Consider the following 23,540-nt stretch of genomic DNA (forward strand, 5'->3'; position numbering starts at 1 on the left):
ACATGCATTCGGAAGATCCCGTTCGACGAATGAGAAGGACACGTCGCCTCTGCGCACCGTTGCCGGCAGCGCGGACTGCGCCGTCGCATGGCAAGGGCGTCGGACCGGGATGCGCCTGCACGCGGTCGCGCTTCCAGGGATGGCGACGGCGACGGCGCACCCGGTCCGCGCGATGCGATGCAGCCGCGCTACAAGACCACGAACGCCGCAAATGGAATGTGTGGATGACATTAAATGCGCGTGCATGTGATGCGACGCGCTATGACAGGGTGTGGCGGCGCACGCTGCGCGACGCCATACGCAATGCGGGCCATGCCGAATTCACGTGATGCTGACGCTCGCGCTTGCGTCGCGCACGAGGCCGCAGTGTGGCGCAGAGGCCTCGGTCGTCTTCCAGGTGCAGACTCACGTCGGAGCGGCTTCAACGCATCTACGAACTTACTGCCACTACACTCCAGCCGAACGCCGCTGGCCCCTGGAACCCAACTTTCATGACGCCGCGACGCGCGAAGTGATGTGCTTTCCGATGCAGCAATGCGTCGGGACTGAAGTCCCTCCCACAGTGCACCGGGCGGGCTCGCCGTAAGCCCCTGTGGGAGCGACTTCAGTCGCGACGAGTGAAGCCATCCAATGACCGATTGCTACAGCAGTCGGGACTGAAGCCCCTCCCACATTGCACCAGGCAGGCTCGCCGTAAACCCACGCGGGGATCAACTGTCATGCAGCCGCGACACGCGACGTGATGTGCGTTTTCCGATCGCCCAATGCGTCGGGACTGAAGTCACTCCCACATTGCACCGGGCAGGCTCGCCGTAAGCCCCTGTGGGAGCGCCTTCAGTCGCGACCAGTGAAGCCATCCAATGACCGACTGCTACAGCGGTCGGGCCTGAAGCCCCTCCCACAATGCACCCTGCAGGCTCGCCGTAAATCCATGCGGGGTCGACTGTCATGCCGCCGCGACACGCGACGTGATGTGCGTTTTCCGATCGCCCAATGCGTCGGGACTGAAGTCCCTCCCACAGTGCACCGGGCGGGCTCGCCGCAAGCCCCTGTGGGGCGGCTTCAGCCGACAGAGCTCGACCGGGAATGCCCCGTCGCGGCTGAAGCCGCTCTTACGGAACATCTCCCGGAATAGGTGGAGCGCCCTTCACTCGCTCATCGAATAGGCGCGCTCGGCACCCGCCGCTGCCCAGGCGGTGTTGGGTGTGGCCTGCAAGGTGAAGCGCAGTTCGCCGCCGGCCATCAGTTCCTCGTGGCGCAGGAACGCGCGATTCAAGGGACGTCCGTTGAGGGTGACGCCGCCGACATAGGGATGCGCCTCGTCCAGGCCGTCGGCGATCACCGTGAAGCGCTTGCCGTTGGGCAGCGCCAGGGTGGCGCGCGGCAGGAACGGGCGACCGAGGATGTACTGGTTGCTGCCCGGCGCCACCGGGTAGAAGCCCAGCGCGGTGAACACGTACCACGCCGACATCTGCCCCATGTCGTCGTTGCCGGCCAGGCCGTCCGGGCGCGCGGCGTACTGGCTGCGCATGATCTGCTGCAGCCGCGCCTGGGTGCGCCACGGCTGCCCCGCGTAGGCATACAGATAGGCGACATGATGGCTGGGTTCGTTGCCATGCGCATACCAGCCGATCAACCCGGTGATGTCCTCCATGTGCGCGAACACCTTGGGATCGACCTTGGCGTCGAACACCTGGTCCAGCCGCGCCAGCAGCTCGTCGTCGCCACCGTGCGCACGGGCCAGGCCGGCCACGTCCTGCGGCACGTACCAGGAGTACTGCCAGGCGTTGCCTTCGGTGTAGTCGGTGCCGTAGCCGCTGGCGTCCGGATCGAACGGAGTGCGGAAGGCGCCGTTGCGCTTGCGCGCGCGCATGAAGCCGGTGTCCGGGTCGAAGGCGTTGCGCCAGTTGCCGGCACGCTTGGCGAAGGTGGCGGCGATCTCGCTGCGGCCCATGTCCTGCGCCATGCGCGCGATGGTCCAGTCGTCGAAGGCGTATTCCAGGGTCTTGGAGGCGGCCTCGCCTTCCTCGTCGATCGGCACATAGCCGAGTTCGCGGTACTGGGCGATGCCGTCGTAGGGGCCGTAGTTGGCGCTGGCCACCATGGCCTTGAGCGCGGCGTCGGTGTCGTAGCCGCGGATGCCCTTCATGTACGCGTCGGCGATCACCGGCACCGCGTGGTAGCCGATCATGCACCAGGTCTCCAGACCATGGAACGCCCACACCGGCAGCACACCGTAGGGACTTTCGCGCTGGTGCGCGAGCAGCGAGTTGACGATGTCGTTGGTGCGTTGCGGTGGCTGCACGATGGTCAGCAGCGGGTGCAGCGCGCGGTAGGTATCCCACAGCGAGAACGTCGAATAGTGGGTGTAGCCCTGCGCCTGGTGCACGGCGTTGTCCGGCCCGCGATAGCGGCCGTCGCTGTCCATGAACAGGGTCGGGCCGAGCAGGCTGTGGTACAGCGCGGTGTAGAACTGGGTGCGCTGCGCAGGCGGCGCGTCCACCTCCACCGCGCCCAGCGCCTGCGCCCATTGCGCGCGTGCCGCGCGGCGCACGCCGTCGAAATCCCAGCCCGGCACTTCGGCGTCGAGATTGGCGATGGCGCTGTCCTCGCTGACCGGCGAGATCGCCACCTTGACCAGCAGCGGCCCGCGCAGGGCGTCGCCGAAGTCGAACGAGCCCACCAGTTGCCGGCCTTCGATCTGCGCGCGCTGGGTGGGGTCGTTGTCGCCCGGCGGCGGGAAGCCCTTGTAGGGGATGTCCTGCTCGGTGTTGTGGAAGGCATGGCCGCGCAGCGGCTGCGAGAAGCGCAGGGCGAAGTACAGCTGCCGCCCCGGCGCCCAGCCGCGGGTCTCGCGGAAGCCGGTGACGGTGCCGTCGGCGCGCAGGCGCAGCCGCGACCAGCTGATCTTGCCGGGGTAGTCGTACAGGCTGGTGCGCAGGTCCAGCAGCACGTGCGCCGGCTGGCCGGCCGGGTAGGTGTAGCGGTGCACGCCGACGCGGGCGCTGGCGGTGAGTTCGGCGCGCACCTTGTCGTCCAGGGTCACCGCGTAGTAACCCGGTTCGGCGCGCTCGTCGTCGTGGCGGAAACGCGCGCTGTAGCCGCTGCCGGGCTTGTCCGGGTCGCCACGCTCCAGCCGCACCGCGCCGCTGATCGGCATCAGCAGCACGTCGCCCAGGTCGGAGTGGCCGGTGCCGGAGAAGTGCGTATGCGAGAAGCCGACCAGGCTGCGGTCGTCGTAGCGGTAGCCCGCCGCCCAGCCATAGGCGTCCTTGCGCGGCTGGATGCGCGTGTCCGGGCTCAGTTGGACCATGCCGAACGGCACGGTGGCGCCAGGATAGGTGTGGCCCTCGCCGCCGGTGCCGATGAAGGGGTCCACCGCGGCCACCGCACGTTCGCCGGCATCACCGCCCGCCGCTGCGACGGCGGATGCGATCGGCCACAGCGCGGCCAGCAGCAGCGCGGCAACGCCGCCCAGCGTCCTCGAGCTGCGCATGGCAGGCTCCCCGTATCGAATCGATCCAAACGGATAGCACAAAGCCACCGCAATGCCTTGCTGCACTGCAAAATGCGGATCGGATCACGACGGCGCAGGATGAGCGACCTTTTGAACCGGTCTAATCCGCCGTGGCGCCGTCTCCCGCCGACAAACGCGTCACCGTGTCCGACATCGCCGCCGCCTGCGGCGTGTCGCGGGCGACCGTGTCGCTGGTGCTGCGCAACAGCCCGCTGGTGCATGCGGACACGCGCGCGCGGGTGGCGGCGGAGATCGCCCGCCAGGGCTATGTCTACCACCGCGGCGCGGCCAGCCTGCGCGGCCGCGCGTCCAATGCGGTGGCGCTGGTGGTCAACGACCTGGCCAATCCGTTCTTCGCCGAGTTCGCTGGCGGCGTGGACGCGGCGCTGGCCGAGGCCGGCTACGTGATGCTGATGGGCAGCACCGGCGAATCGCCGGAGCGCCAGCAGACCGTGCTGGCCTCGCTGATCGAACACCACCCGGCGGCGATGATCCTCTCGCCCACCGAGAACACCGACGCGGCGCGGTTGCGCCAGTTGCTGGGGCCGCGCCTGCCGGTGCTGCTGTTCAACCGCGCGCTGGACGGCGATTGGCCGCTGCTGGCGCTGGACAACCGTCGTGGCGCGCGCCTGGCCACCGAACACCTGCTGGCGCAGGGCCACCGTGCCATCGCCTTCTTCGGCGGCCACCGCCAGTCCAGTTCCTGCGCCGAGCGCCGCGCCGGCTACCGCGAGGCGCTGGCCGCCGCCGGCATCGCGGTCGACCCGGCGTGGCTGATCGAATGCGCGCCGACCCGGCTGGAAGCCGCGCGCCAGGCCGGCGCGCTGTGCGCGCGCGACCCGCTGCCGACCGCACTGGTCTGCTACAACGACGTGGTCGCGCTGGGCCTGGCCAGCGGCCTGGCCGAACGTGGCCGCATCGCCGGCCGCGACTACGCGCTGATCGGCTTCGACGACATTCCCGAGGCCGCCGTCGCCACCCCGCCGCTGTCCACCGTCGCCGTCGCCCCGCGCGAGCGCGGCATGCAGGCCGCGCGCCTGGTGCTGGACGCGCTGCGCCACCGCCAGGCCCTGCCTGCGCTTACCATCGCCCCCGCCCGGCTGTGCCTGCGCGCCAGCAGCCGGGTCGCCCTCTCGCCCGTTCCCGGAGTCGCTGCATGAGCCGTCGCCCGCTGTCCAACACCGCCGCCATCGCGGTGGTCAGCATGATCTTCTTCACCTGGGGCGGCCTGACCAGCCTCAACGACGTGTTGATCCCGCATCTGAAAGCCGTGTTCCAGATGAACTACGCGCAGTCGATGCTGATCCAGTTCACCTTCTTCGGCGCCTACTTCCTGATGTCGGTGCCGGCCGGCGCGGTGGTGTCGCGGGTCGGCTACAAAGCCAGCATCGTCATCGGCCTGGTGGTGGCGGCGATCGGCGCGGCGATGTTCTACCCGGCCGCGCGCCTGCCCTCCTATCCGCTGTTCCTGACCGCGCTGTTCGTGCTGGCCAGCGGCATCACCCTGCTGCAGGTGGCGGCCAATCCGTACATCAGCCTGATCGGCGCCCCGGAGAAGGCGCCGAGCCGGCTCAACTTCGCCCAGGCGCTGAACTCGCTGGGCACCACCGTATTCCCGTGGCTGATCGGCCCGCTGATCCTGGCCGGCGCGGTGCTCGGTGCCGACCAGCTGGCGGCGATGAACCCCGAGCAGTTGTCCGCCTATCGCATCGAGCAGGCGCGCTCGGTGGAGATCCCCTACCTGATGCTGGCCGGCGGCCTGCTGCTGCTGGCGGTGTTCGTGCTGGTGATGCGGGTACCGTCGCTGCGTGAGGACAACGACGCCAGCGCCGAATCGCATCACCGCTTCGCCGACGCGCTGCGCCACCCGCATCTGCTGTGGGGCGTGGTGGCGATCTTCATGTACGTGGGTGCGGAAGTGTCGATCGGCAGCTTCCTGATCAACTACATCTCCGGCCCCACCACCGGTGGCCTGACCGAAGCCGCTGCCAGCCACTATCTGCCGTTCTACTGGGGCGGCGCGATGGTCGGCCGCTTCGCCGGCGCCGCGCTGCTGCAGTTCGTCCCGGCCCGCAAGCTGCTGGCGACCTTCGCCGGCATCGCCTCGCTGCTGCTGATCGCCACCATGCTCAGCACCGGCCATGTGGCGATGTGGAGCGTGATCGCGATCGGCCTGTTCAACTCGATCATGTTCCCGACCATCTTCACCGTGGCCATCGAGCGCCTGGGCGTGCTCACCAGCAAGGCCTCCAGTCTGCTGATCATGGGCATCGTCGGTGGCGCTCTGGTGCCGCTGGCGCAGGGTGCGCTGGCCGACGCCATCGGCATCCAGCACGCCTTCGTGATTCCGCTGCTGTGCTACGCCTACATCGTCTGGTACGGCCTGCGCGGTTCGCGCCTGTCGCCGGAACTGGCGGCGGCGGCGCCAACCACCGCGCCGACCGCGCGCGTGATGCACTGATCCGCTGATCCGTTCCCGATGCGGCGGCGGCGCACACGCCGCCGCCGCGCACCACTGCCTTCCCCTCCCTCACCCAGCTCGCCAGCCAACCGCATGAACCTGCCCGCCACGCCCCTGCCCGACTTCGCCGACGCCGCCGTCCTGCGCGCGCACATCGCCGACACCATGGCCTTCTACCACCCGCGCGCGCTCGACCCGGCGGGCGGCTTCTTCCACTACTTCCGCGACGACGGCAGCGTGTACGACGCCGGCCATCGCCACCTGGTCAGCAGCACCCGCTTCGTCTTCAACTACGCGATGGCCGCGATCGAGTTCGCCGACTCGGCGCTGGCCGCCGAGTACCTGGACGCCGCGCGCCACGGCCTGCGCTACCTGCGCGAGGTGCACCGCGATACCGCCAGCGGCGGCTACGTGTGGACCCTGCGCGACGGCGTGGCCGAGGACCGCACCCAGCACGCCTACGGCGCCGCCTTCGTGCTGCTGGCCTACGCCACCGCGAAGAAGGCCGGCCTGGACACCGACGCGTGGATGGACGAGACCTGGCAACTGCTGGAAACCCGCTATTGGGATGCCGCCGCCGGCCTTTACCGCGACGAGGCCACACCCGAGTGGACGTTCTCCAGCTACCGCGGCCAGAACGCCAACATGCACCTGTGCGAAGCGCTGATCGCCGCCTACGAGGCCAGCGCCGAGCCGCGCTACCTGCAGCGCGCGCTGCTGCTGGCCGACCACATCACCCGCCGCCAGGCGGCGCTGGCCGGCGGCCTGGTGTGGGAGCACTACGACGCCGACTGGCAGGTGGACTGGGACTACAACCGCGACAACCCCAAGCACCTGTTCCGGCCGTGGGGCTTCCAGCCCGGCCACCAGGTCGAGTGGTCCAAGCTGCTGGTGCTGCTGCACGGGCACCTGCAGGCGTCCACCGGCACCGCGCCGGCGTGGCTGCTGCCGACCGCGCGGCACCTGTTCGACACCGCCCTGGCGCACGGCTGGGACGCGCAGCATGGCGGCATCGTCTACGGCTTCGCCTCCGGCACCGAACAGGCGCCGGTGGTCGGCGTGCCCGACGTGGCCGCGGCGCCGACCTACTTCTGCGACGACGACAAGTACTTCTGGGTGCAGGCCGAAGCCATCGCCGCGGCCTCGCGGCTGCTGGCCGCCACCGGCGATGCCGCGTATCGCAACGCCTACGACACGCTGTGGGCGTACTCCTGGGAGCACCTGGTCGACCACCGCTACGGCGCCTGGTTCCGCATCCTCAGCCGCGACAACCGCAGCTACAGCGATGAGAAGAGCCCGGCCGGCAAGACCGACTACCACACCATGGGCGCCTGCCACGACGTGCTGGCGGTGATGCGCGGCAGCAAGGCGTTCGCGTAGGCGAATAGCGCGGAGATGCACTGCGGGAGCGGACTTCAGTCGCGACGAGGCTTCACTAGGAATGCCCGTCGCGACTGAAGTCGCTCCCACAAGGCTCGGCTGGCTGCTGACATGACAGCGCATGGCAGCGGCATGGACTGCAACCCTGCGCAACGCCACCGACTCCTCGCCCACAAAAAAGCCCCGCACCTGGCGGGGCTTTTTCGTTGCCGCGAACCGCTCGATCAATCGATATCGAGGAAGCTGCGCAGCTGTTCCGAACGGCTCGGGTGACGCAGCTTGCGCAGCGCCTTGGCCTCTATCTGGCGGATGCGCTCGCGGGTCACGTCGAACTGCTTGCCGACTTCCTCGAGGGTGTGGTCGGTGTTCATGTCGATGCCGAAGCGCATGCGCAGCACCTTGGCTTCGCGCGGGGTCAGCCCGGCGAGCACGTCGCGCACGGTCTCGGACAGGTTGATGTTGGTGGTGTTCTCGATCGGGGACTCCACGTTGGTGTCCTCGATGAAGTCGCCCAGATGCGAATCCTCGTCGTCGCCGATCGGGGTTTCCATCGAGATCGGCTCCTTGGCGATCTTCATCACCTTGCGGATCTTGTCCTCGGGCATGTCCATTTCCTTGGCCAGCTCCTCCGGGGTGGCCTCGCGGCCGTACTGCTGGAGCATCTGCCGGGAAATGCGGTTCAACTTGTTGATCGTCTCGATCATGTGCACCGGGATGCGGATGGTGCGCGCCTGGTCGGCGATCGAGCGGGTGATCGCCTGGCGGATCCACCAGGTGGCGTAGGTCGAGAACTTGTAGCCGCGGCGGTACTCGAACTTGTCCACCGCCTTCATCAGGCCGATGTTGCCTTCCTGGATCAGATCGAGGAACTGCAGGCCGCGGTTGGTGTACTTCTTGGCGATGGAGATCACCAGGCGCAGGTTGGCCTCGACCATTTCCTTCTTGGCCTTGCGCGCCTTGGCTTCGCCATAGGCCATCGCGCGGCTGATTTCCTTCAGCTCGGCCAGGCTCAGGTAGGTGGCCTGCTCCACCGCCACGGTGGCTTCCTGCTCGGCGATGATCTGGTCCTTGACGTCGCGCAGCGCCGACGACCACTTCTGCTTGCGCTTGAGCGCGTCGTCGACCCAGGCCACGTTGGTCTGGTTGCCTTCCCAGGAACGGATGAAGTCCTTGCGCGGCATGCGCGCCACGTGGGTGGCCAGGTGCAGCACGCGGCGCTCGTGGTCCTTGACCTGGGCCATGGTGTCGCGCAGTTTGCGCACCAGCACGTCGGTCAGCGGCAGCGGCAGCTTCAGGGTGACGAACACCTCGGCGATGTCGTTGCGCAGCTTGGTGACCAGCTTGTGCTCGGCGCCGTTCTTGGCGTGGGCCTTCTTGAACTTGGCGTACTCGGTGGCCAGCACTTCCATGCGCCGCGCGACCTCGGCCGGATCCGGACCGGTCGGGCCGGCGTCCTCTTCGGCGGTGTCGACGTCTTCGTCGTCATCCTCGTCGGCATCGGCATCGGTGGCGCTGTCGTCGTCGGACACCGCGACCGGCGGCGCCGGCTCTTCCTCGATCAGGTCGTTGAAGCCGACCACGATCTCGGCCAGGCGCTTCTTGCCTTCCTTGTGCTGTTCGTAGTCCTCGAGCAGGGTCTCCACCGCCAGCGGGAACGCCCCCAGCGCGGCCTGCACCTGGCCGAGACCTTCCTCGATGCGCTTGGCGATGGCGATCTCGCCTTCACGGGTCAGCAGTTCTACTGTGCCCATCTCGCGCATGTACATGCGCACCGGGTCGGTGGTGCGACCACCCTCGGTGTCGAGCGCGGTCAGCGCCGCGGCGGCTTCTTCGGCCGCGGTGTCGTCGACTTCGCGGTTGCCGGTGTTGCCGTCGTTGAGCAACAGGGTTTCGGCATCGGGCGCAACTTCATGGACATCGATGCCCATGCCGTTGATCATGCCGATGATGTCTTCGATCTGTTCGGGGTCGACCAGATCGTCGGGAAGATGGTCGTTGACTTCCGCGTAGGTCAGATAGCCCTGTTCCAGGCCCTTGCTGATCAGTTGCTTGATGTCGGATTGCTGGGCAGGACGTTCGTTGGCCATGAGTGCTCGCGCCACCGGCAGGTAGGTGAATGAGTGAACCTAGCATTATAACAGCCCGGACCGCCGCTTGCCGGACGAGGAGCCTGAACGGCTCCGCCAGGAACGCGCCGGCGTCTACGGCCGGAGCAGGAAAGTGACCGGGCCGTCGTTGACCAGGCTGACGACCATATGGGCACCGAAGCGGCCGGTTTCCACCCCTGGCGGGTGCTGCGCGCGGCACACCTCCACCAGTCGGTTGAAGCCGCGTTCAGCCTCGGCCGGCGGCGCCGCGGTGGTGAAACTGGGCCGCATCCCCGAGCGCGTGTCGGCGGCCAGGGTGAACTGACTGACCAGCAGCAGGCCGCCGCCGGTGTCGCGCAACGAGCGGTTCATGCGCCCGCTGTCGTCGGAGAACACCCGGTAGCCGAGCAGGCGCTCGGCCATGCGTTGCAACTTGGCCTCGTCGTCGCCCGGCTCCACCGCCACCAGTGCCAGCAGGCCGGGCCCGATCTGGCCCACGACCTCGCCATCGGCGCTGACCGAGGCCTGGGTGACGCGTTGGATCAACGAGAGCATAGGGCGGAAATTGGGGATTGGGGATTGGTTGCGCCGCGACGAACGGTTGCGATCGTGCGACATCATCGCCGAATGGGCGAGATTGAGAAAGCGACAAGGCACGCAGCCGGCGCGATCCGCGACACCCGTCGGGCAGGCCAGATGCGCCGAGCGGATAAACTGGGCCGATGAAACCCGCCACGCTCGCTTCCCTGCTGTACCGCTGCGCCGCCGCCCTGGCGCGCCTGCCGTGGCCGTGGCTGCGCCGCCTGGCCGACGGCCTGGCCGGGCTGTGGCTGCGCCTGGATGCGCGCGAGAGCCGGGTGGTCCGGCGCAACCTGGAGCTGGCCTATCCGGAGCTGCTGCCCAGCGAGCGCGTGGCGCTGCAGCGCGACGTGCTGCGCTCGACCGCGCGGCAGGCGTTCGAGACCCTGGCGCTGTGGACCCGGCCGCCGGAGCAGAACCTGGCGCGGCTGCGCCTGCGCCACGGCCAGGACCTGTACGACGCGGCGCTGGCCGCCGGCCGCGGGGTGATCGTGGCCGCGCCGCATTTCGGCAACTGGGAGCTGCTCAACCAGTGGCTGGCCTCGCGCGGCGACATCGCCATCGTCTACCGCGCACCGGAGTCGGCCGTGGGCGACGCCTTCTTGCAGTTGGTGCGCAGCGGCGAGCGGGTGCGCCAGGTGCGCGCCGAGGGTCCGGCGGTGCGGCAGTTGTTCAAGACGCTCAAGGACGGCGGCGCGGTCGGCATCCTGCCCGACCAGCAGCCCAAGGCCGGCGACGGCGTGTTCGCACCGTTCTTCGGCGTGCCTGCGCTGACCATGACCCTGGTCAACCGCCTGGCCGAGCGCACCGGCGCGACCGTGCTGTTCGCCTGGTGCGAGCGCGTCGGCAACGACCTGGAGTTCGCCCTGCACGTGCAACCGGCGCCGCCGGACATCGCCGATGCCGACCCGCTGCGCGCGGCCACCGCGCTCAACGCGGGCGTGGAACGGGTGGCGCGGCGCGACCCGGCGCAGTACCAGTGGACCTACAAGCGCTACACCCTGCGCCCGGACCCGGCCGAGCCCAATCCCTACGCCACCGAGCGCCATCCGCACTAAGAGCGACTGAGGCGCTCGCCTCTGACAAAGCCCGCGCTAATCGTCGTGCGGCTGCGCCGGGCCGGCCAGGATGCGCTGGTAGAACGCCAGGTCCAGCCAGCGCCCGAACTTGAAGCCGGCCTCGCGCACGGTGCCGGCGTGCACGAAGCCCAGTTGCTCGTGCAGGGCGATGCTGCCGGCATTGCTGGCGTCGATGCCGCCGACCAGCACGTGCACGCCGCGCGCCTGCGCGGTGTCGATCAGCGCCTGCAGCAGGCGTCGGCCCGCGCCACGGCCGCGATGGTCGCGGTGCACGTAGACCGAATGCTCGACGCTGTACTTGAACGCCGGCCAGGCGCGGAAGGTGCCATAGCTGGCGAAGCCGAGCAGGGTGCCGTCGGCGTCCTCCAGGCCCAGCACCGGGAAGTTGCCGGCGCGCTTGGTCGCAAACCACGCCGCCATGCTCTCCGGCGGGCGCGGCCGGTAGTCGTACAGCGCGGTGGAATGGACGATGGCGTCGTTGAAGATCTCCAGGATCGCCATGGCGTGGCGCGGTTCGGTGCAATCGACGAGCTGCATGCGGGGGCCGGAGCGGACGCGGTGCGGCACAGTAGCAAGCAACCGGCGGCACGTGCACACCTCACCCATACCGCGCGTTGCCGCAGCCGCCGATTTGGTTGCATCGGCGGCGCGCGCGAGCGGGCACAGTGCGTTCCATCGCCTGCAGGCTGGCGCGTCCGGCAAAGCGCGCGACAATGGCGCCCGAGCGCCATCGGCGCCGACCGGCACCGTGCCGGGGCCACCGCGACCGGATGCGGCAGCCTTGAAGCGGCGCCGCCGATCCCCCATCTGGAGTCGTGCATGACCAGCCCCACCGCCCCTTCCGCGCACGCCTTCGGCGATCCTGCCGCGATCCGCAGCGAACGCGCGGCATCGGAGCTGCGCGCCGGGCGCCCGGTCCTGCTCGAAGACGGCAACGGCCGCACCCGCGCGGTGATGGCACTGGACAGCAGCACCGAACCGTCCTACCTCGGTTTCGCCGAGGCCACCGGGCAGCGGCACTACCTGTTCGTGACGCCGCCGCGTGCGCAGGTGCTGGGCCTGGATGCGCCGCAGGGCGCGCGCATCGCCCTGGCCGGGCACTCCTACGACGCGCTGGCGGCGCTGGCCTACCTGCGCGACGGCCCGGTGCCCGCGCACTGGCAGCCCGGCGACGCGCTGGATGCCGGCGCCGCCGAGATCGCGCGCCTGGGCCTGCTGCTGCCGGCGATGGTCGCGGCCGACCTGGGCGCGGACAGCAGCGCCTTCCAGGGCTGCCAGTCGCTGCGCCTGGACGATCTGGAACACGGCTGCGCCCTCGCCGCCTCCGACAGCTACACCCTGGTCACCCGCACCCAGGTGCCGCTGCGCGACCTGGGCCCTGGCGAATTCGTGGTGTTCCGCGGTGGCGTGGCGCAGCGCGACCAGGTCGCGATCGTGATCGGCCAGCCCGACCTGAGCGCGCCGGTCCCGGTGCGCGTGCATTCCTCCTGCCTCACCGGCGACCTGTTCGGCTCGCTCAAGTGCGACTGCGGCGACCAGTTGCGGCACGGCCTGGCCAAGCTCAAGGCGCTGGGCGGCGGCGTGCTGCTGTACCTGGACCAGGAAGGCCGTGGCACCGGCATCGCCACCAAGATGCGCGCCTACGGCTACCAGCACGACGGCCTGGACACCATCGACGCCGACGCGCAACTGGGCTTCGGCGCCGACGAGCGCCGCTACGGCAGCGCCGTGGCGATGCTGCGCGGGCTCGGCATCGGCCGCGTGCGCCTGCTCACCAACAACCCGAACAAGGCCGAACGCCTGCGCGCGGCCGGCATCGAGGTGACCGAGCGCATTCCGGTCACCGGCACCATCACCGCCGAGAACGAAGGCTACCTGCGCACCAAGGCCGCCCGCGCCGGCCACGCGCTGGACGTGGACGCGCTGCTGCGCGCGGCGCGCTGAACCACCGGGCAGGTCGGCCCCCACACCGCCTGCCCGGATCGGAACGGAAACCGCGCGGCGGGCAGCGCACGCCCGCCGTCGCCGCGTTAGGATCGCAGGCCACGCCGCGCGCCCGCGCCCCGAGACCCCGACGTGATCGCACCGCCGCCCATGGACGACTCCCCCGCCGCGCCCGCGCCCAGCGCTTTCGCCGCCACCTCGGCGCCCGCGGACTGGCCGCCGGCCGACTGGCAACCGGTGCCGTTGCGCGGCGCCTGGCTGGCCGCGCTCGGCGGCGGCTGCATGCTCGGGCTGAGCCTGGTGGTCGCCGCCGGCATCGTCGGCCTCAGCCTGCACAACCTGCATGCGCTGGCCCTGGGCGCGGTGGCGGCGGCGGTGGGCAGCCTGTGCGGCGCCTGGGTCGGCTTCGTCCGCCACCGGCGCATCCGCTGGCGGCTGAATGCCCAGGGCCTGGACGTGTTCCGCGGGCGCCTATGGCAGAGCGAGACGCACGTCCCGATCTCGCGCGTGCAGCACCTGGACCTGCGCCGCGGCCCGCTGGAACGCGCCCTGCGCCTGGCCACCCTGGTCGTGCACACCGCCGGCACCCGCCATACCGCGGTCGCCGTGCCCGGTCTGGATCAGGCCGACGCCGAACGCCTGCGCGAGCGCCTGGCGCACCAGCTCGACCACGACGACGACGCGCTGTGAGCGGCCTGGCCGACGCCGAACACACCACGCCGGTGCGGCGCCTGCATCCGTGGTCGTGGCTGTTCGTGCTGCTGCAGCACCTCAGGCATTTCCTGCTGCCGTTGCTGGCGCTGCTGGTGTTCGGCAGCCGCGACGGCCACCGCGATCACGCCGATCACCTGGTGATGCTGGCGGTGTGCAGCGGGCTGGTGGCGGTGTCGCTGCTGCGCTATCTCACCTACCAGTACCGCATCGGCCACGACAGCCTGAGCATCCGCAGCGGCTGGCTGGAACGCAGCCTGCGCGAGATCCCGTTCGCGCGCATCCACAACGTGGTGGTGCACCAGTCGCTGCTGCACCGGCTGTTCGGCGTGGCCGAGGTGCGGCTGGAGTCGGCCGGCGGCACCAAGCCCGAGGCGCAGATGCGGGTGCTGCGGCTGGACCAAGCGCTGGCGCTGGAACAGCAGATCCGCCACCGCGCGCCTGCCGCCGACACGATCGCCGCGACCGATGCCGACGCTGCACCCGCTGCCGCGCCGGACAGCGAACTTCTGCTGGCCCTGCCCACCACCGAGGTGCTGCGCCAGGGCCTGATCTCCAACCGCGGCATGGTGGTGCTGCTCACCGCGTTCGGCGCCACCTACCATCTGTTCCCCGAGCGCATGATCTCCAACGCGATCGAGCACTACGGGCGGCAACTGTTCGGCTACGCCACGCACCTGCAACTGGGCTGGATGGCGGGCGCGGTGACCTTCGCCATGATGCTGGCGACGCTGTTGCTGCTGATGCGCGCCTTGTCGATGGGGCTGGCGCTGGTGCAGTACCACGGCTTCCGGCTGAGCGAGAGCGAGCGCCGGCTGACCGTGGAGCGCGGCCTGCTGACGCGGCTGCGCAGCAGCGTGGCGCGGCGCCGGATCCAGGCCTGGACCCTGCACGAGAGCGTGCTGCAGCGGCTGCTGCGGCGGCGCAGCCTGCACATCGACACGGCGGTGATCCAGTCGCACCACGGCCACGGCCACGACCACGCGCTGACGGAACTGGCGCCGCTGGCCACGCCGGCCGCCTGCGATGCGCTGCTGCAGCGGCTGCTGCCGCAGGTCGCCTGGCCGCCAGCGCATTGGCACGGGATCGCCACGCGCCACTGGTGGCGCCTGTCGCTGCCGGCGCTGCTGCTGGTGCCGCTGCTGTGCGCGGGGCTGTGGCCCACCCTCGGTGCCTGGGCCGCGCTGCTGCTGTTGTGGCTGCCGTGGTCGGCGTTCAAGTCCTGGCGCCAGGCGCAGCGCATGGGCTACGCGCTGGATGCGCGCTACGTGGCGGTGCGCGGCGGCTGGTGGCGGCGCTGGTGGCGGCTGGCCGAACTGGACAAGCTGCAGACGCTGCACCTGAGCCGTTCGCCGCTCGACCGCTGCTGCGGCACCGCGACGCTGTGGCTGGACACCGCCGGCGCCCGCCACGGCGAACCGCCGCTGCGCGTGCGGCTACTGCCGGACGCGCAGGCGCGGGCGCTGTACGAGCAACTGGGCGCAGCGCTGGCGCAGCGACGGCTGCGCTGGTGAGCGCGCGCGGCGGCGCTGCGCGTCAGCGACGCGCGCCGCGTCCCCAGTAGCCGATGCGGCGGCGGATCTTCAGCTTGCGCCACAGGTTCAGCGGCTTGCGCCGCGGGTTGCGCGCACCCTCGGCGACGAAGTCGTCGATCGCTTGCAGCACGCGCTCGCTGGACTGGCCGTCGCGATAGGGATGCAGGCCATCGGCGAATTCGCGGATCGCCGCCATCAGCTCCGGCGGCCGCTGCAGCGCGCGGCGGATCGCCGGCTCGAACTGCGCCGGATCGTCGATGTCGATCAACTGCGGCCCCGGACGCCGGTTCTTGAAGGTCACCACCGGCTTGTAGGTGAGCAGGAACTCGTTGAGCGCGGACGAGGTGTCCGAGCACATCATGTCCACCTGCGGGAACAGTTCCAGGATGTTGTCGTTGTCGGCGAAACGCAGGTACTCGCTCTCCAGCGCGCGGTAGCGGGCGACCATCGCCGGGTCCATCTTCGGATGGAAGGTGACGATCCAGCGCCACTCGCCGCTACGCGAGAGCCGCGCGACCTCGTCGTAGAGGATGCCGGCCGCGCTCCACGACGGCGAGAACGTGGAGTGGTACAGGATCACCGGCGGCTGCCGCACCGGCGCCAGTTCCGCGCCGATCTCGCGCATGAACGGGTCGATCTTGGGGAAGCCGGTCTCCTTGACCGTGAAGTGGCCGAGCTTGCGCGCCAGCGCGCCGAACGCGGCGGTGTCGCGCGGGCCGGTGGTGCAATACAGATCGAAGAAGCCGCGCACGTAGATGTGCCGCGGCTTGCCGGCGTCGAAGCCGTGGAAGGTCTCAACCTTCACCCCGGGGAAGAAATGCGGCACCGCGTTGCTGGAGGTGATCACCGCGTACGGATTCCACGCCAGCACCTCTTCCACCGTCGCCAGATGGCGCTCGTCGGCGCTCAGATCCTCGGCGCCGGGGCCGTCGAAGAACCATGCCGCCTCGTCGCCGCGCGCGCGGATCGCCGCCTGCAGCGGACGCAGGATCGCCAGCGCATAACGCTCGGACCCGTACAGCAGATAGTGCTTGCTCATCAGTGCTCCAGATCGTGCCGTTGCAGTTGCGCCCGCGCCTGCTCCACCGAAGCCGGGTTGATCTGCATCTCGTAGTAGCGCATGCGCTTGTACAGCGCGTAGCTGGCCGCGGTCTGCGCCACCACGAAGCCGCGCCAGCCGTCGAGGAAGGCCAGCCGCAGCAGGTAGTCCTTGAGGAAGGCGCCGGCGAACACGAACGGGCTCTGCCACATTCTCACCGGCTTGCGCTTGTCGCGCCAGCCGAGCGCCTTGAGTTCGGCGTAGCGCAGCACCTTGAGCTGCTTGTGTACCAGCGTCGGGTTGTGCAGATGGTTGAACGGCGGCGCGAACGCGGCGCTGGCGCCGTCGAAGCGCAGCGATTCGTGCACCCGCGCATCGCTCCAGCGCGCGCGGCCGCGGTGGTACAGCCGCGCCAGGCGCTCGCCGACCATCGGTTTGTACCAGCGCATCGGCGCGCCCATGTACCAGGTGCTGCGGCGCAGCCACACCGCGTCCACGCGGTCCTCGGCGAGCAGTTGCGGCAACCGCGCCAGGCACTCGGCGCGCAACGCGTCGGACAGGAACTCGTCCGCGTCCAGCACCAGGATCCAGTCGTGCGCGGCCTGGGTGGAGGCGAAGTTGCGTTGTGGGCCGAAGCCCAGCCAGGCCTGCTCGACCACGCGCGCGCCGTGCGCGCGGGCGATCGCCACGGTGTCGTCGGTACTGCCGCAGTCCACCACCAGCTTGTCGGCGGCGAACGGCACGCTGTCCAGGCAGCGCGCGATGTTGGCGGCCTCGTTGTAGGTCATCACCACCAGGCTCAGCGGCAGGGTGGCGGCAGCGTTGGCCATGGCGCGCGGTATCCGGAAGTCAGGCGCGGTGCCGGCGGTCGGCGCCAGGCGCCGCGCCGCCCGGCGATGCGGGATCGGCAGTCTACCGGCTTCGCGCGGCGCCTTCAGCGCCCTGTGCCGACACCGCCTCGCGCGCGGCCAGCCCGATCAGCACGCCCACCAGCGCCACGTAGAAGCCGGTGCTCACCTGGTGCGCGAACATCGACTGGGTCATGCCGCACAGGATGTAGGCCGCCACCACCATGATCCCGGCTGCCGCCGCGCCGTGGAAATGCGGCTGTGGCCGGCGCCGGTACAGGCGCAGCAGCAGCCACAGCGGCACGCCGTACACCATCAGGATCAGCACGGTGCCGGGCAGGCCCTGGGTCGCGCTCCACTCGGCCAGGTCGTTGTGCGCATGGCCCAGGTGGCAGCGCTCGACGAAGCCCTTGCGGCAGTCCGGCAGGCGCAGCATGGCATTGTCGAAGCGGCCCACGCCGACCCCGACCACCGGGTGTTCGACGAAGGTCGCCGCCGCCACCTGCAGGCGCTCGATGCGCGCGCCGGCCGAGGAATCGCTGTCGCCGCGCTCGTAGCGCTGCACATCGTGATGCAGTTCGGCCAGGCGGGTCTGCTTGGTCAGCGCCGGCACGCTCAGCACCAGCACCGCCGCCAGCGCGGTGCACGCGCCCAGGATCATCAGCCGCGTCGCGCTGTCGCGCCAGCGCAGACACAGCGCGCTGACCACCAGCAGCAACAGCACGCCCAGCCACACGCCGCGGCTGCCGCTGAGCAGGATGACGATGCCGCCGGCGACCACCGCGGCGACGGCCCACGGCCATTGCCCGCGCGGCCGGCAGAACACCGCCAGCACCATCAGCATCAGCACCACGTCGGCCAGCACGATGGCGTTGGTCCAGCCCTCGGCACGCGGCTGGCCCTGCAGTACCTGCACGCTGGCCAGCACCAGGGCGGCGAGGATGCCGAGCAGCGCGCCCCACCACAGCAGGCGCTGCGGCGGCCGCAGGGCGTAGGTCCACAGCGCCGCCCACGGCAGCACCAGGAAGCGGGTGCGGTTGTCGATGTCCTTCAGCGGCTGGCCGAAGTACAGCACCGAGCACAGCGACAGCCCGATCACCAGCAGTGCCAGGATCCACAGCCAGCGCAGCGACGGCTGCATCGGCGCCACCGCCTGGCGCAGCCGCGGCAGGGCCAGCAGGCTGGTCGCCAGCAGCAGCAGGCCGAACGGCAGCAGGCCGCTGGGGATGCTGATCACCAGCGCCGGCAGGCACAGCAGCGCGAGCGCCGCGCCGCGCTCGGCCAGGGACTGGCGGGAGAACGCTGAAACGGCATGGCGTGGCGCGATGGGCTGGGACATCAAGGAGGGAAGGCCGTGGGGAGGGGGTGGTCGGCGATGATCCGGGGCGCTCCCCTAACCCGGCCTGACCTGCTCGCGATCGGCGCCATGGCTGGCCGGCACGGCGGGCAGCGGCGTTTCCCCGAGCAGATCGGCCACCGCCGCGCGCAGGCGCTCGCCGAACTCGCGCCGGCGCGTCTCGAAGAAGCCGCGCGCGGCCGTGCCCAGGGCGTCGCACTGCATCGGCGACAGCGCCAGCGCCTGCCTCATCGCCTGCTCGAGGCCGGCGGCCTCGATCCGGTAGCGCACGCCGAAATTGTCCGGCCCCTCGCCGACCGGGTCGATCAGCACGCCGCGGTCGGCGCTCACCAGCTCGTTCATCGGCGCCCCGTTGGTGGTGATCACCACCGCGCCGACGCTCAGCGCTTCCATGATGTAGTGGCCGAAGCCCTCCACCTCGGAGGGGCACAGGTGGAAGCGGTGCGCGTTCTGCAGCCGCCGCAGCTCCTGCTGGTCGAGGTAGCCGGTCAGGTAGTCGATGTTCTCGGCCTCGATCGGGTGGGACTTCTTCGCGCTCTGCACCACCGTCAGCCGCGGCCACTCGGGGTGCCGCGCCCAGGTCTGCAGCAGCAGCGCCGTGCCCTTGGCCGAACTGCGCCCGGCCACATGCAGGCAGGCGCGTTCGCGCGGGACCTCAGGACGGTAGCAGTCGTCGCTGCAAAAGCCGATGAAGGCGGTCGGCGCCATCGTGGAGAACCGCTGCTCGGCCTGGCGGGTCTTGCACAGCACCTGGGCGAAGCGCGGCAGGCAGCGCAGCCACTTGTGCCGGAACCACTCCGGGTTGGGGATCAAGGCATTGCGCAAGCCGCCGCCCAGGCAACGCGGATACACCCGCTCCAGGAAGATCTGCAGGTCGGCGCGCCCGAACAGCAGGCTGCGCAGGAACAGGCGCAGTTCACGCAGGCGGTTGGCCATGCGCACGGTGCCGAAGCCCAGCACCTCCACGCGGTAGCGGCCGGTCTCGCGCAGCAGGTCGGCGACCACCTGCAGGTCGCGGCTGAGGCCGCCGCCGTTGTCGCGGCTGATGACCCGGATCAGGCGTGGCGGCACGCGCGTCTCCCTGCCCGCGCAGCGCGCCGGGCGCCAGCGGCACCCGCGCCACGCCGCCGCAACGCGCGGCTGAGGCTCATTCGAAGCGGTCCTTGTCCTGCTCGCGCAGGCGGTCGCGGTCGTCCTGGGTGACCACGCAGTGGCCGTGTATCGCACTGGCCGGGACCAGCCACCAGTCGCGCCGGTTGGACACGCCGGCCAGGATGCTGGCGTTGCGGTCCACACAGCCCAGCATCGCCGCCTCCTGCACCAGCAGCCAGCGCCGCTGCGGCGCCTGCGCCTGCCAGGCGATGCCGCGGCGCAGTTGCTCGTCCCAGGGCACCACGAAGCCGAAGGTCGTGGCCGGGCGGTCGGCCATCAGCAGGTTCTGCTCCTTCCAGGCGACCAGGCCGAGTTCGGCCTCCGGGCCGATGCGGCGCCCCACCGACTCCATCACCCCACGCGCCGAGCTGGACATGTTGATCAGCGGGTACACCAGCAAGCCGGCCATCACCCAGACCATGGTCAGGGTCGAGACCGTCGCCAGTTCCGGGCGGCGCCGCGCGAACGCGGCCAGGCTGGCCACGCCCCACAGGCCGATCGCCAGCAGGATCCAGGCCAGCACTTGCACGGTGGCCAGGTCGATGCCGCGGTCTTCCATCATCTTCGCGCGGAAGCCGTGCCCCAGCAGGATCGCCGCGCCCACGCCACCGAGCGCCAGCGTCAGCAGCGCGGTGAACGCCAGCAGCAGGCGCTTGACCCCGGGCTTGCGCAACAGCCCTGGAATGAGCGGCCCCATCGCCAGGCACAGCATCGGCAGCGCCGGCAGCACGTAGACATCGCGCTTGCCGGTCGGGATCGAGAAGAACAGCACCACCAGCGCCCACCAGGCCAGCGGCAGCAGATAGCGCGCGTCGCGCCGACGCAGGCGACGCGCCCAGGCGGGGATCGCCCACGGCAGCGCCAGCAGCACCGGCAGCCACATGCTCGGCATCACCCCGAAGAAGTACAGCGGCCCGTGCGCGTGGTCCCAGGATTTGGCGTAGCGCCCGGCGGTCTGTCGGAACAGGATGTCGTTGAGGTAGGCGCGGTACTCGGGCGCGTTGCTCGACAGCGCGGTGGCGACCATCGGCACCAGCCAGATCGACACCGCCGCCAGGAACGCCAGCGGCCCAAGCCAGAAGCGCGGATCGCGCAGGCCGACCCGCACCCCGCGCCAGTGCGCCAGCGACGCCGCCGCGGCCGGCAGCAGCATCAGCAGCGCCAGCACGCCCACGCCCTTGGTGATGGTGCCCAGCCCGGCGGCGAACCAGCCCAGCGCCCACAGCCGCCAGTCCGGCCCGCGCAACAGGTGGCGCAGCAGCGCGTAGTTGGCCAGGGTGATGAAGAACACCACCAACGGGTCGATCTGCGCCTTCTTCGCCTGGTAGGTGAAGTGGAAAGCGAACAGCAGCGCGTAGGCCGCGTACATGCCGACGCGGCGCGTCCACAGGCGCCGGCCGAGGTCGTAGACGCAGGCCAGCGTGCCCAGCCCGGCCAGCAGCGACGGCAGCAGGAAGGCCACCCGCCAGTTGCCGAACAGCGTGTAGAAACTCGCCTGCAGCCACATCAGCATCGGCGGCTTGTCCGAGTACAGCTCGTTGCCGCGGTGCGGGAACAGCCAGTTGCCGCTCTCCACCATCTGCTTGGCGACCAGTGCGAAACGCGGCTCGTCGGCCGGGTGCGGATCGCGCAGGCCCAGGCCGGCGCCGAGCACCAGCACGGCCAGGATGGCCAACAACCAGAACTCTCGGGAGGCGCGGGTCTTCAGCATGGGACGCGATGATACCGGGGCCGGTTCATGCCGTCTTGCGGAACCTTGCGTAGTAGAAACCGTCGCAGTCCTGCTCGCCGGGGAAGCGCTGGCGGCCGCCGCCGGAAGCATGCCCGCAGCCCGCGCCCGGATCCTCCAGCGCAGCACCGGGCTGCCGCGCCAGCAACGCCTGCACCTGCCGCGCGTTCTCGTCCTGCAGCAGCGAGCAGGTCGCGTAGACCAGCACCCCACCCGGCCGCAGCACCTGCCAGGCGGCGTCGAGCAGGCGCACCTGCAGCGCCTGCAGCGCGATCACGTCCTCGCGGCGGCGATGCAGCAGCACGTCCGGCTGGCGGCGCACGATGCCGGTGGCCGAACACGGCGCGTCGAGCAGCACCGCGTCGAACGGCACGCCGTCCCACCAGTCCTGCGGCTGCGCCGCGTCGGCGACCTGCAGCTGCGCCTGCGCACCGGCGCCGGTGCGCGCGAAGGTCTCGCCGACCCGCGCCAGGCGCCGCGCATCCACGTCTAGCGCGGTCAGGCGCAGACTGGGATCGCGTTCGAGCAGGTGCGCGGATTTGCCGCCGGGCGCCGCGCAGGCGTCGAGCACGCGCGCGCCCGGCGCCGGCGCCAGCACGTCGGCGACCTGCTGCGCCGCGCCGTCCTGCACCGACACGCGCCCGTCGGCGAAGCCCGGCAGGGCGCCCACCGCCAGCGGCGTCTCCAGGCGGATCGCATCGGTCAGCAGCGGCGAGGCCTGCGCGGCGATGCCGGCCGCGGCCAGCTCCTGCAGACAGGCGTCGCGGGTACCGCGCTGGCGGTTGACCCGCAGCCACAGCGGCGCCGGCTGCTGGCTGGCGGCGAAGATCGCCTCGGCCTGCTGCGGCCAGTCGGCGCGCAGCGCGTCGCGCAGCCACAGCGGCCAGCCCGCGTCGGCGGCCACCGCCGGCAGCCCGTCGCGCAGCGCGCGCCGCAGCAGCGCGTTGACCAGCCCGGCCTGGCGCGGCCGATCCAGCGCGCGCGTCGCCTCCACCGTCGCCGACAGCGCCGCGTGCGGCGCCAGGCCCAGCGCATCGAGCTGGGCGAAGCCGGCCAGCAGCAGGCCGCGCAGTTCGGCGTCGCGCTGTGGCAGTTGCTTCTGCAGCCACATGCGCAGCGCCGCTTCGTAGGCCGGGCGGCGGCGCAGCACGGCGAAGCAGATCGCCTCGACCAGCGCGCGGTCGCGCGGATCCGGCAGCGTCGGCAACGCGGCGGCCAGTTCGGCCTTGAGCGAGCGGCCGCGGTCGATCACCGCGGTCAGCACGCGGGCGGCAAGCACCCGCGGGGCCACGCCCGGCGGCCACGCAGCGGCGGGCGTCGCGGTCATCGGCGGGCGCTCCAGAATGTGTCAGGGATCAGCGCGCATGCCGTGTCGTGGTTGCGCGTGCGGATGATGGGGGTGCGAGACGTAGTGGACGCCCGCCCGCGCCGCAGCGCGGAGGCGGCCACAGCCGCGCCTGCCAGGCCCACCGCGGCGTACGCAGGCATGGTCGACGCCTCAGGCCAGGACCGGCAGGTCGCGCCGTGCGTTGAGGTAGTCGGCGGCGGTGATCGCCTTGCCGCCGTCGCGCTGCAGCACGCGCAGGCGCAGCGCGCCCTGGCCGCAGGCGATGTCGATGCCCTGCCTGGACGCGGTCAGCACCGTGCCCGGCTGCTGCCCGTGGGCCAGATCCAGCGCGATCGCACCGTGCACCCGCACCCGCTCGCCGGCCAGCACCGCCTCGGCGACCGGCCACGGATCGAAGGCGCGCACCTGCCGCGCCAGTTGCGCCGCCGGCTGCTGCCAGTCCAGCCGCGCCTGCGCCTTGTCCAGCTTGTGCGCGTAGGTGACGCCGGCCTCCGGCTGCGGCTGGGCCACCGGACGCAGCCCGGCGCGCAGGTGCTGGCCGACGGCCTGGGCCTGCTGCGCGCCGGGCTGCGTCCGGTGGCCCAGCCGCAGCCGGAGGCCGGCGTCACCTACGCGCACAAGCTGGACAAGGCGCAGGCGCGGCTGGACTGGCAGCAGCCGGCGGCGCAACTGGCGCGGCAGGTGCGCGCCTTCGCATCGCGGCCGGTCGCCGGGGCGGGTGTGGCCGGGGGGCGGGTGGCGGCGGGGGGGGGGGGTGGCGCTGTATTGGTCCGG

Annotated in this window: 17 protein-coding genes and 2 pseudogenes; 8 read left to right on the top strand and 11 right to left on the bottom strand. The window is 70.9% G+C overall.

Features of this window, described 5'->3' with window-relative positions; translation table 11 throughout:
• Positions 1-1,147: 1,147 nt before the first annotated feature.
• Entirely contained in the window at positions 1,148-3,496 is a 2,349-nt protein-coding gene (locus tag CEK66_RS01100; RefSeq protein ID WP_152235661.1) for a GH92 family glycosyl hydrolase, read from the bottom strand.
• 131 nt (positions 3,497-3,627) lie between these two features.
• On the opposite strand from CEK66_RS01100, the gene CEK66_RS01105 reads away from it, so the two are divergent.
• The 3 genes from CEK66_RS01105 (at position 3,628) to CEK66_RS01115 (ending at position 7,358) form a co-directional block, all read left to right on the top strand.
• Entirely contained in the window at positions 3,628-4,677 is a 1,050-nt protein-coding gene (locus CEK66_RS01105; protein WP_150410424.1) for a LacI family DNA-binding transcriptional regulator, read from the top strand.
• Positions 4,674-5,978, top strand: coding sequence for a sugar MFS transporter (locus CEK66_RS01110; RefSeq protein ID WP_017911893.1), 1,305 nt, complete (start codon positions 4,674-4,676; stop codon positions 5,976-5,978). The genes CEK66_RS01105 and CEK66_RS01110 overlap by 4 nt, the downstream gene beginning before the upstream one ends.
• A gap of 93 nt (positions 5,979-6,071) precedes the next feature.
• Positions 6,072-7,358: an AGE family epimerase/isomerase gene (locus CEK66_RS01115; RefSeq protein WP_152235662.1), complete on the top strand. Its 1,287-nt coding sequence runs from the start codon at positions 6,072-6,074 to the stop codon at positions 7,356-7,358.
• Positions 7,359-7,582: 224 nt separating this feature from the next.
• Here the strand turns inward: CEK66_RS01115 and rpoD are convergent, their stop codons facing one another.
• Both rpoD and dtd read right to left on the bottom strand, forming a co-directional pair.
• Positions 7,583-9,445, bottom strand: a complete 1,863-nt coding sequence (rpoD, locus tag CEK66_RS01120; protein ID WP_010340704.1) for an RNA polymerase sigma factor RpoD — start codon at positions 9,443-9,445, stop codon at positions 7,583-7,585.
• A gap of 114 nt (positions 9,446-9,559) precedes the next feature.
• Positions 9,560-10,000 (bottom strand): D-aminoacyl-tRNA deacylase, encoded by a 441-nt coding sequence (gene dtd, locus CEK66_RS01125; protein WP_152235663.1) that lies wholly within the window; start codon positions 9,998-10,000, stop codon positions 9,560-9,562.
• A gap of 167 nt (positions 10,001-10,167) precedes the next feature.
• Between dtd and CEK66_RS01130 the strand changes: the two genes are divergently transcribed.
• On the top strand, positions 10,168-11,082 hold the full coding sequence (locus tag CEK66_RS01130; RefSeq protein WP_043094562.1) for a lauroyl acyltransferase: 915 nt from the start codon (positions 10,168-10,170) through the stop codon (positions 11,080-11,082).
• Positions 11,083-11,118: 36 nt separating this feature from the next.
• Here CEK66_RS01130 and CEK66_RS01135 read toward each other — a convergent pair whose 3' ends face one another.
• Positions 11,119-11,640: a GNAT family N-acetyltransferase gene (locus tag CEK66_RS01135; protein WP_017911888.1), complete on the bottom strand. Its 522-nt coding sequence runs from the start codon at positions 11,638-11,640 to the stop codon at positions 11,119-11,121.
• Between the two features lie 282 nt (positions 11,641-11,922).
• On the opposite strand from CEK66_RS01135, the gene ribA reads away from it, so the two are divergent.
• From ribA to CEK66_RS01150, 3 genes are all read left to right on the top strand, one after another.
• Positions 11,923-13,047, top strand: a complete 1,125-nt coding sequence (gene ribA / locus CEK66_RS01140; protein WP_152235664.1) for a GTP cyclohydrolase II RibA — start codon at positions 11,923-11,925, stop codon at positions 13,045-13,047.
• A 150-nt stretch (positions 13,048-13,197) separates the two neighbouring features.
• Positions 13,198-13,737 (top strand): PH domain-containing protein, encoded by a 540-nt coding sequence (locus tag CEK66_RS01145; protein ID WP_226978451.1) that lies wholly within the window; start codon positions 13,198-13,200, stop codon positions 13,735-13,737.
• Positions 13,734-15,272, top strand: coding sequence for a PH domain-containing protein (locus tag CEK66_RS01150; RefSeq protein ID WP_152235666.1), 1,539 nt, complete (start codon positions 13,734-13,736; stop codon positions 15,270-15,272). The genes CEK66_RS01145 and CEK66_RS01150 overlap by 4 nt, the downstream gene beginning before the upstream one ends.
• A gap of 22 nt (positions 15,273-15,294) precedes the next feature.
• Here CEK66_RS01150 and CEK66_RS01155 read toward each other — a convergent pair whose 3' ends face one another.
• From CEK66_RS01155 to CEK66_RS01185, 7 genes and pseudogenes are all read right to left on the bottom strand, one after another.
• A complete protein-coding gene (locus tag CEK66_RS01155; RefSeq protein WP_152235667.1) occupies positions 15,295-16,332 on the bottom strand; it encodes a CDP-glycerol glycerophosphotransferase family protein in 1,038 nt (345 codons plus the stop codon).
• Positions 16,332-17,162, bottom strand: coding sequence for a glycosyltransferase family 2 protein (locus tag CEK66_RS01160; RefSeq protein ID WP_152235668.1), 831 nt, complete (start codon positions 17,160-17,162; stop codon positions 16,332-16,334). Before CEK66_RS01160 ends, CEK66_RS01155 begins: the two co-directional genes overlap by 1 nt.
• Before the next feature lie 82 nt (positions 17,163-17,244).
• Positions 17,245-18,519 carry an O-antigen ligase gene (locus tag CEK66_RS01165; RefSeq protein WP_152235669.1) on the bottom strand — a complete coding sequence of 425 codons (1,275 nt, stop codon included), beginning with the start codon at positions 18,517-18,519 and terminating at the stop codon, positions 17,245-17,247.
• 54 nt (positions 18,520-18,573) lie between these two features.
• The gene (locus CEK66_RS01170) at positions 18,574-19,608 is read right to left on the bottom strand and encodes a glycosyltransferase (protein ID WP_152235670.1); all 1,035 of its coding nucleotides are present in this window, start codon (positions 19,606-19,608) and stop codon (positions 18,574-18,576) included.
• A 76-nt stretch (positions 19,609-19,684) separates the two neighbouring features.
• Positions 19,685-21,400, bottom strand: a complete 1,716-nt coding sequence (locus CEK66_RS01175; protein WP_043094555.1) for a glycosyltransferase family 39 protein — start codon at positions 21,398-21,400, stop codon at positions 19,685-19,687.
• 25 nt (positions 21,401-21,425) lie between these two features.
• A complete protein-coding gene (rsmB, locus tag CEK66_RS01180) occupies positions 21,426-22,745 on the bottom strand; it encodes a 16S rRNA (cytosine(967)-C(5))-methyltransferase RsmB (protein WP_152235671.1) in 1,320 nt (439 codons plus the stop codon).
• 171 nt (positions 22,746-22,916) lie between these two features.
• Positions 22,917-23,297 (bottom strand): annotated as a pseudogene (locus CEK66_RS01185) (methionyl-tRNA formyltransferase); the annotation flags it as partial.
• On the opposite strand from CEK66_RS01185, the pseudogene CEK66_RS01190 reads away from it, so the two are divergent.
• Positions 23,289-23,540: pseudogene (locus CEK66_RS01190) on the top strand (methionyl-tRNA formyltransferase); the annotation flags it as partial. The pseudogenes CEK66_RS01185 and CEK66_RS01190 sit on opposite strands and share 9 nt — an antisense overlap.

Origin of the sequence: Xanthomonas sp. LMG 12460, assembly GCF_009192895.1 — a bacterium.
GTDB classification, from domain to species: domain Bacteria; phylum Pseudomonadota; class Gammaproteobacteria; order Xanthomonadales; family Xanthomonadaceae; genus Xanthomonas_A; species Xanthomonas_A sontii.

What these genes read in the sequence shown, in the direction of transcription:
- CEK66_RS01100 (WP_152235661.1), bottom strand. Translation starts at nt 3,496, where the DNA reads ATGCGCAGCTCGAGGACGCTGGGCGGCGTTGCCGCGCTGCTGCTGGCC.
- CEK66_RS01110 (WP_017911893.1), top strand. Translation starts at nt 4,674, where the DNA reads ATGAGCCGTCGCCCGCTGTCCAACACCGCCGCCATCGCGGTGGTCAGC.
- CEK66_RS01115 (WP_152235662.1), top strand. Translation starts at nt 6,072, where the DNA reads ATGAACCTGCCCGCCACGCCCCTGCCCGACTTCGCCGACGCCGCCGTC.
- rpoD (WP_010340704.1), bottom strand. Translation starts at nt 9,445, where the DNA reads ATGGCCAACGAACGTCCTGCCCAGCAATCCGACATCAAGCAACTGATC.
- dtd (WP_152235663.1), bottom strand. Translation starts at nt 10,000, where the DNA reads ATGCTCTCGTTGATCCAACGCGTCACCCAGGCCTCGGTCAGCGCCGAT.
- CEK66_RS01130 (WP_043094562.1), top strand. Translation starts at nt 10,168, where the DNA reads ATGAAACCCGCCACGCTCGCTTCCCTGCTGTACCGCTGCGCCGCCGCC.
- CEK66_RS01135 (WP_017911888.1), bottom strand. Translation starts at nt 11,640, where the DNA reads ATGCAGCTCGTCGATTGCACCGAACCGCGCCACGCCATGGCGATCCTG.
- ribA (WP_152235664.1), top strand. Translation starts at nt 11,923, where the DNA reads ATGACCAGCCCCACCGCCCCTTCCGCGCACGCCTTCGGCGATCCTGCC.
- CEK66_RS01145 (WP_226978451.1), top strand. Translation starts at nt 13,198, where the DNA reads ATGGACGACTCCCCCGCCGCGCCCGCGCCCAGCGCTTTCGCCGCCACC.
- CEK66_RS01155 (WP_152235667.1), bottom strand. Translation starts at nt 16,332, where the DNA reads ATGAGCAAGCACTATCTGCTGTACGGGTCCGAGCGTTATGCGCTGGCG.
- CEK66_RS01160 (WP_152235668.1), bottom strand. Translation starts at nt 17,162, where the DNA reads ATGGCCAACGCTGCCGCCACCCTGCCGCTGAGCCTGGTGGTGATGACC.
- CEK66_RS01165 (WP_152235669.1), bottom strand. Translation starts at nt 18,519, where the DNA reads ATGTCCCAGCCCATCGCGCCACGCCATGCCGTTTCAGCGTTCTCCCGC.
- CEK66_RS01175 (WP_043094555.1), bottom strand. Translation starts at nt 21,400, where the DNA reads ATGCTGAAGACCCGCGCCTCCCGAGAGTTCTGGTTGTTGGCCATCCTG.
- rsmB (WP_152235671.1), bottom strand. Translation starts at nt 22,745, where the DNA reads ATGACCGCGACGCCCGCCGCTGCGTGGCCGCCGGGCGTGGCCCCGCGG.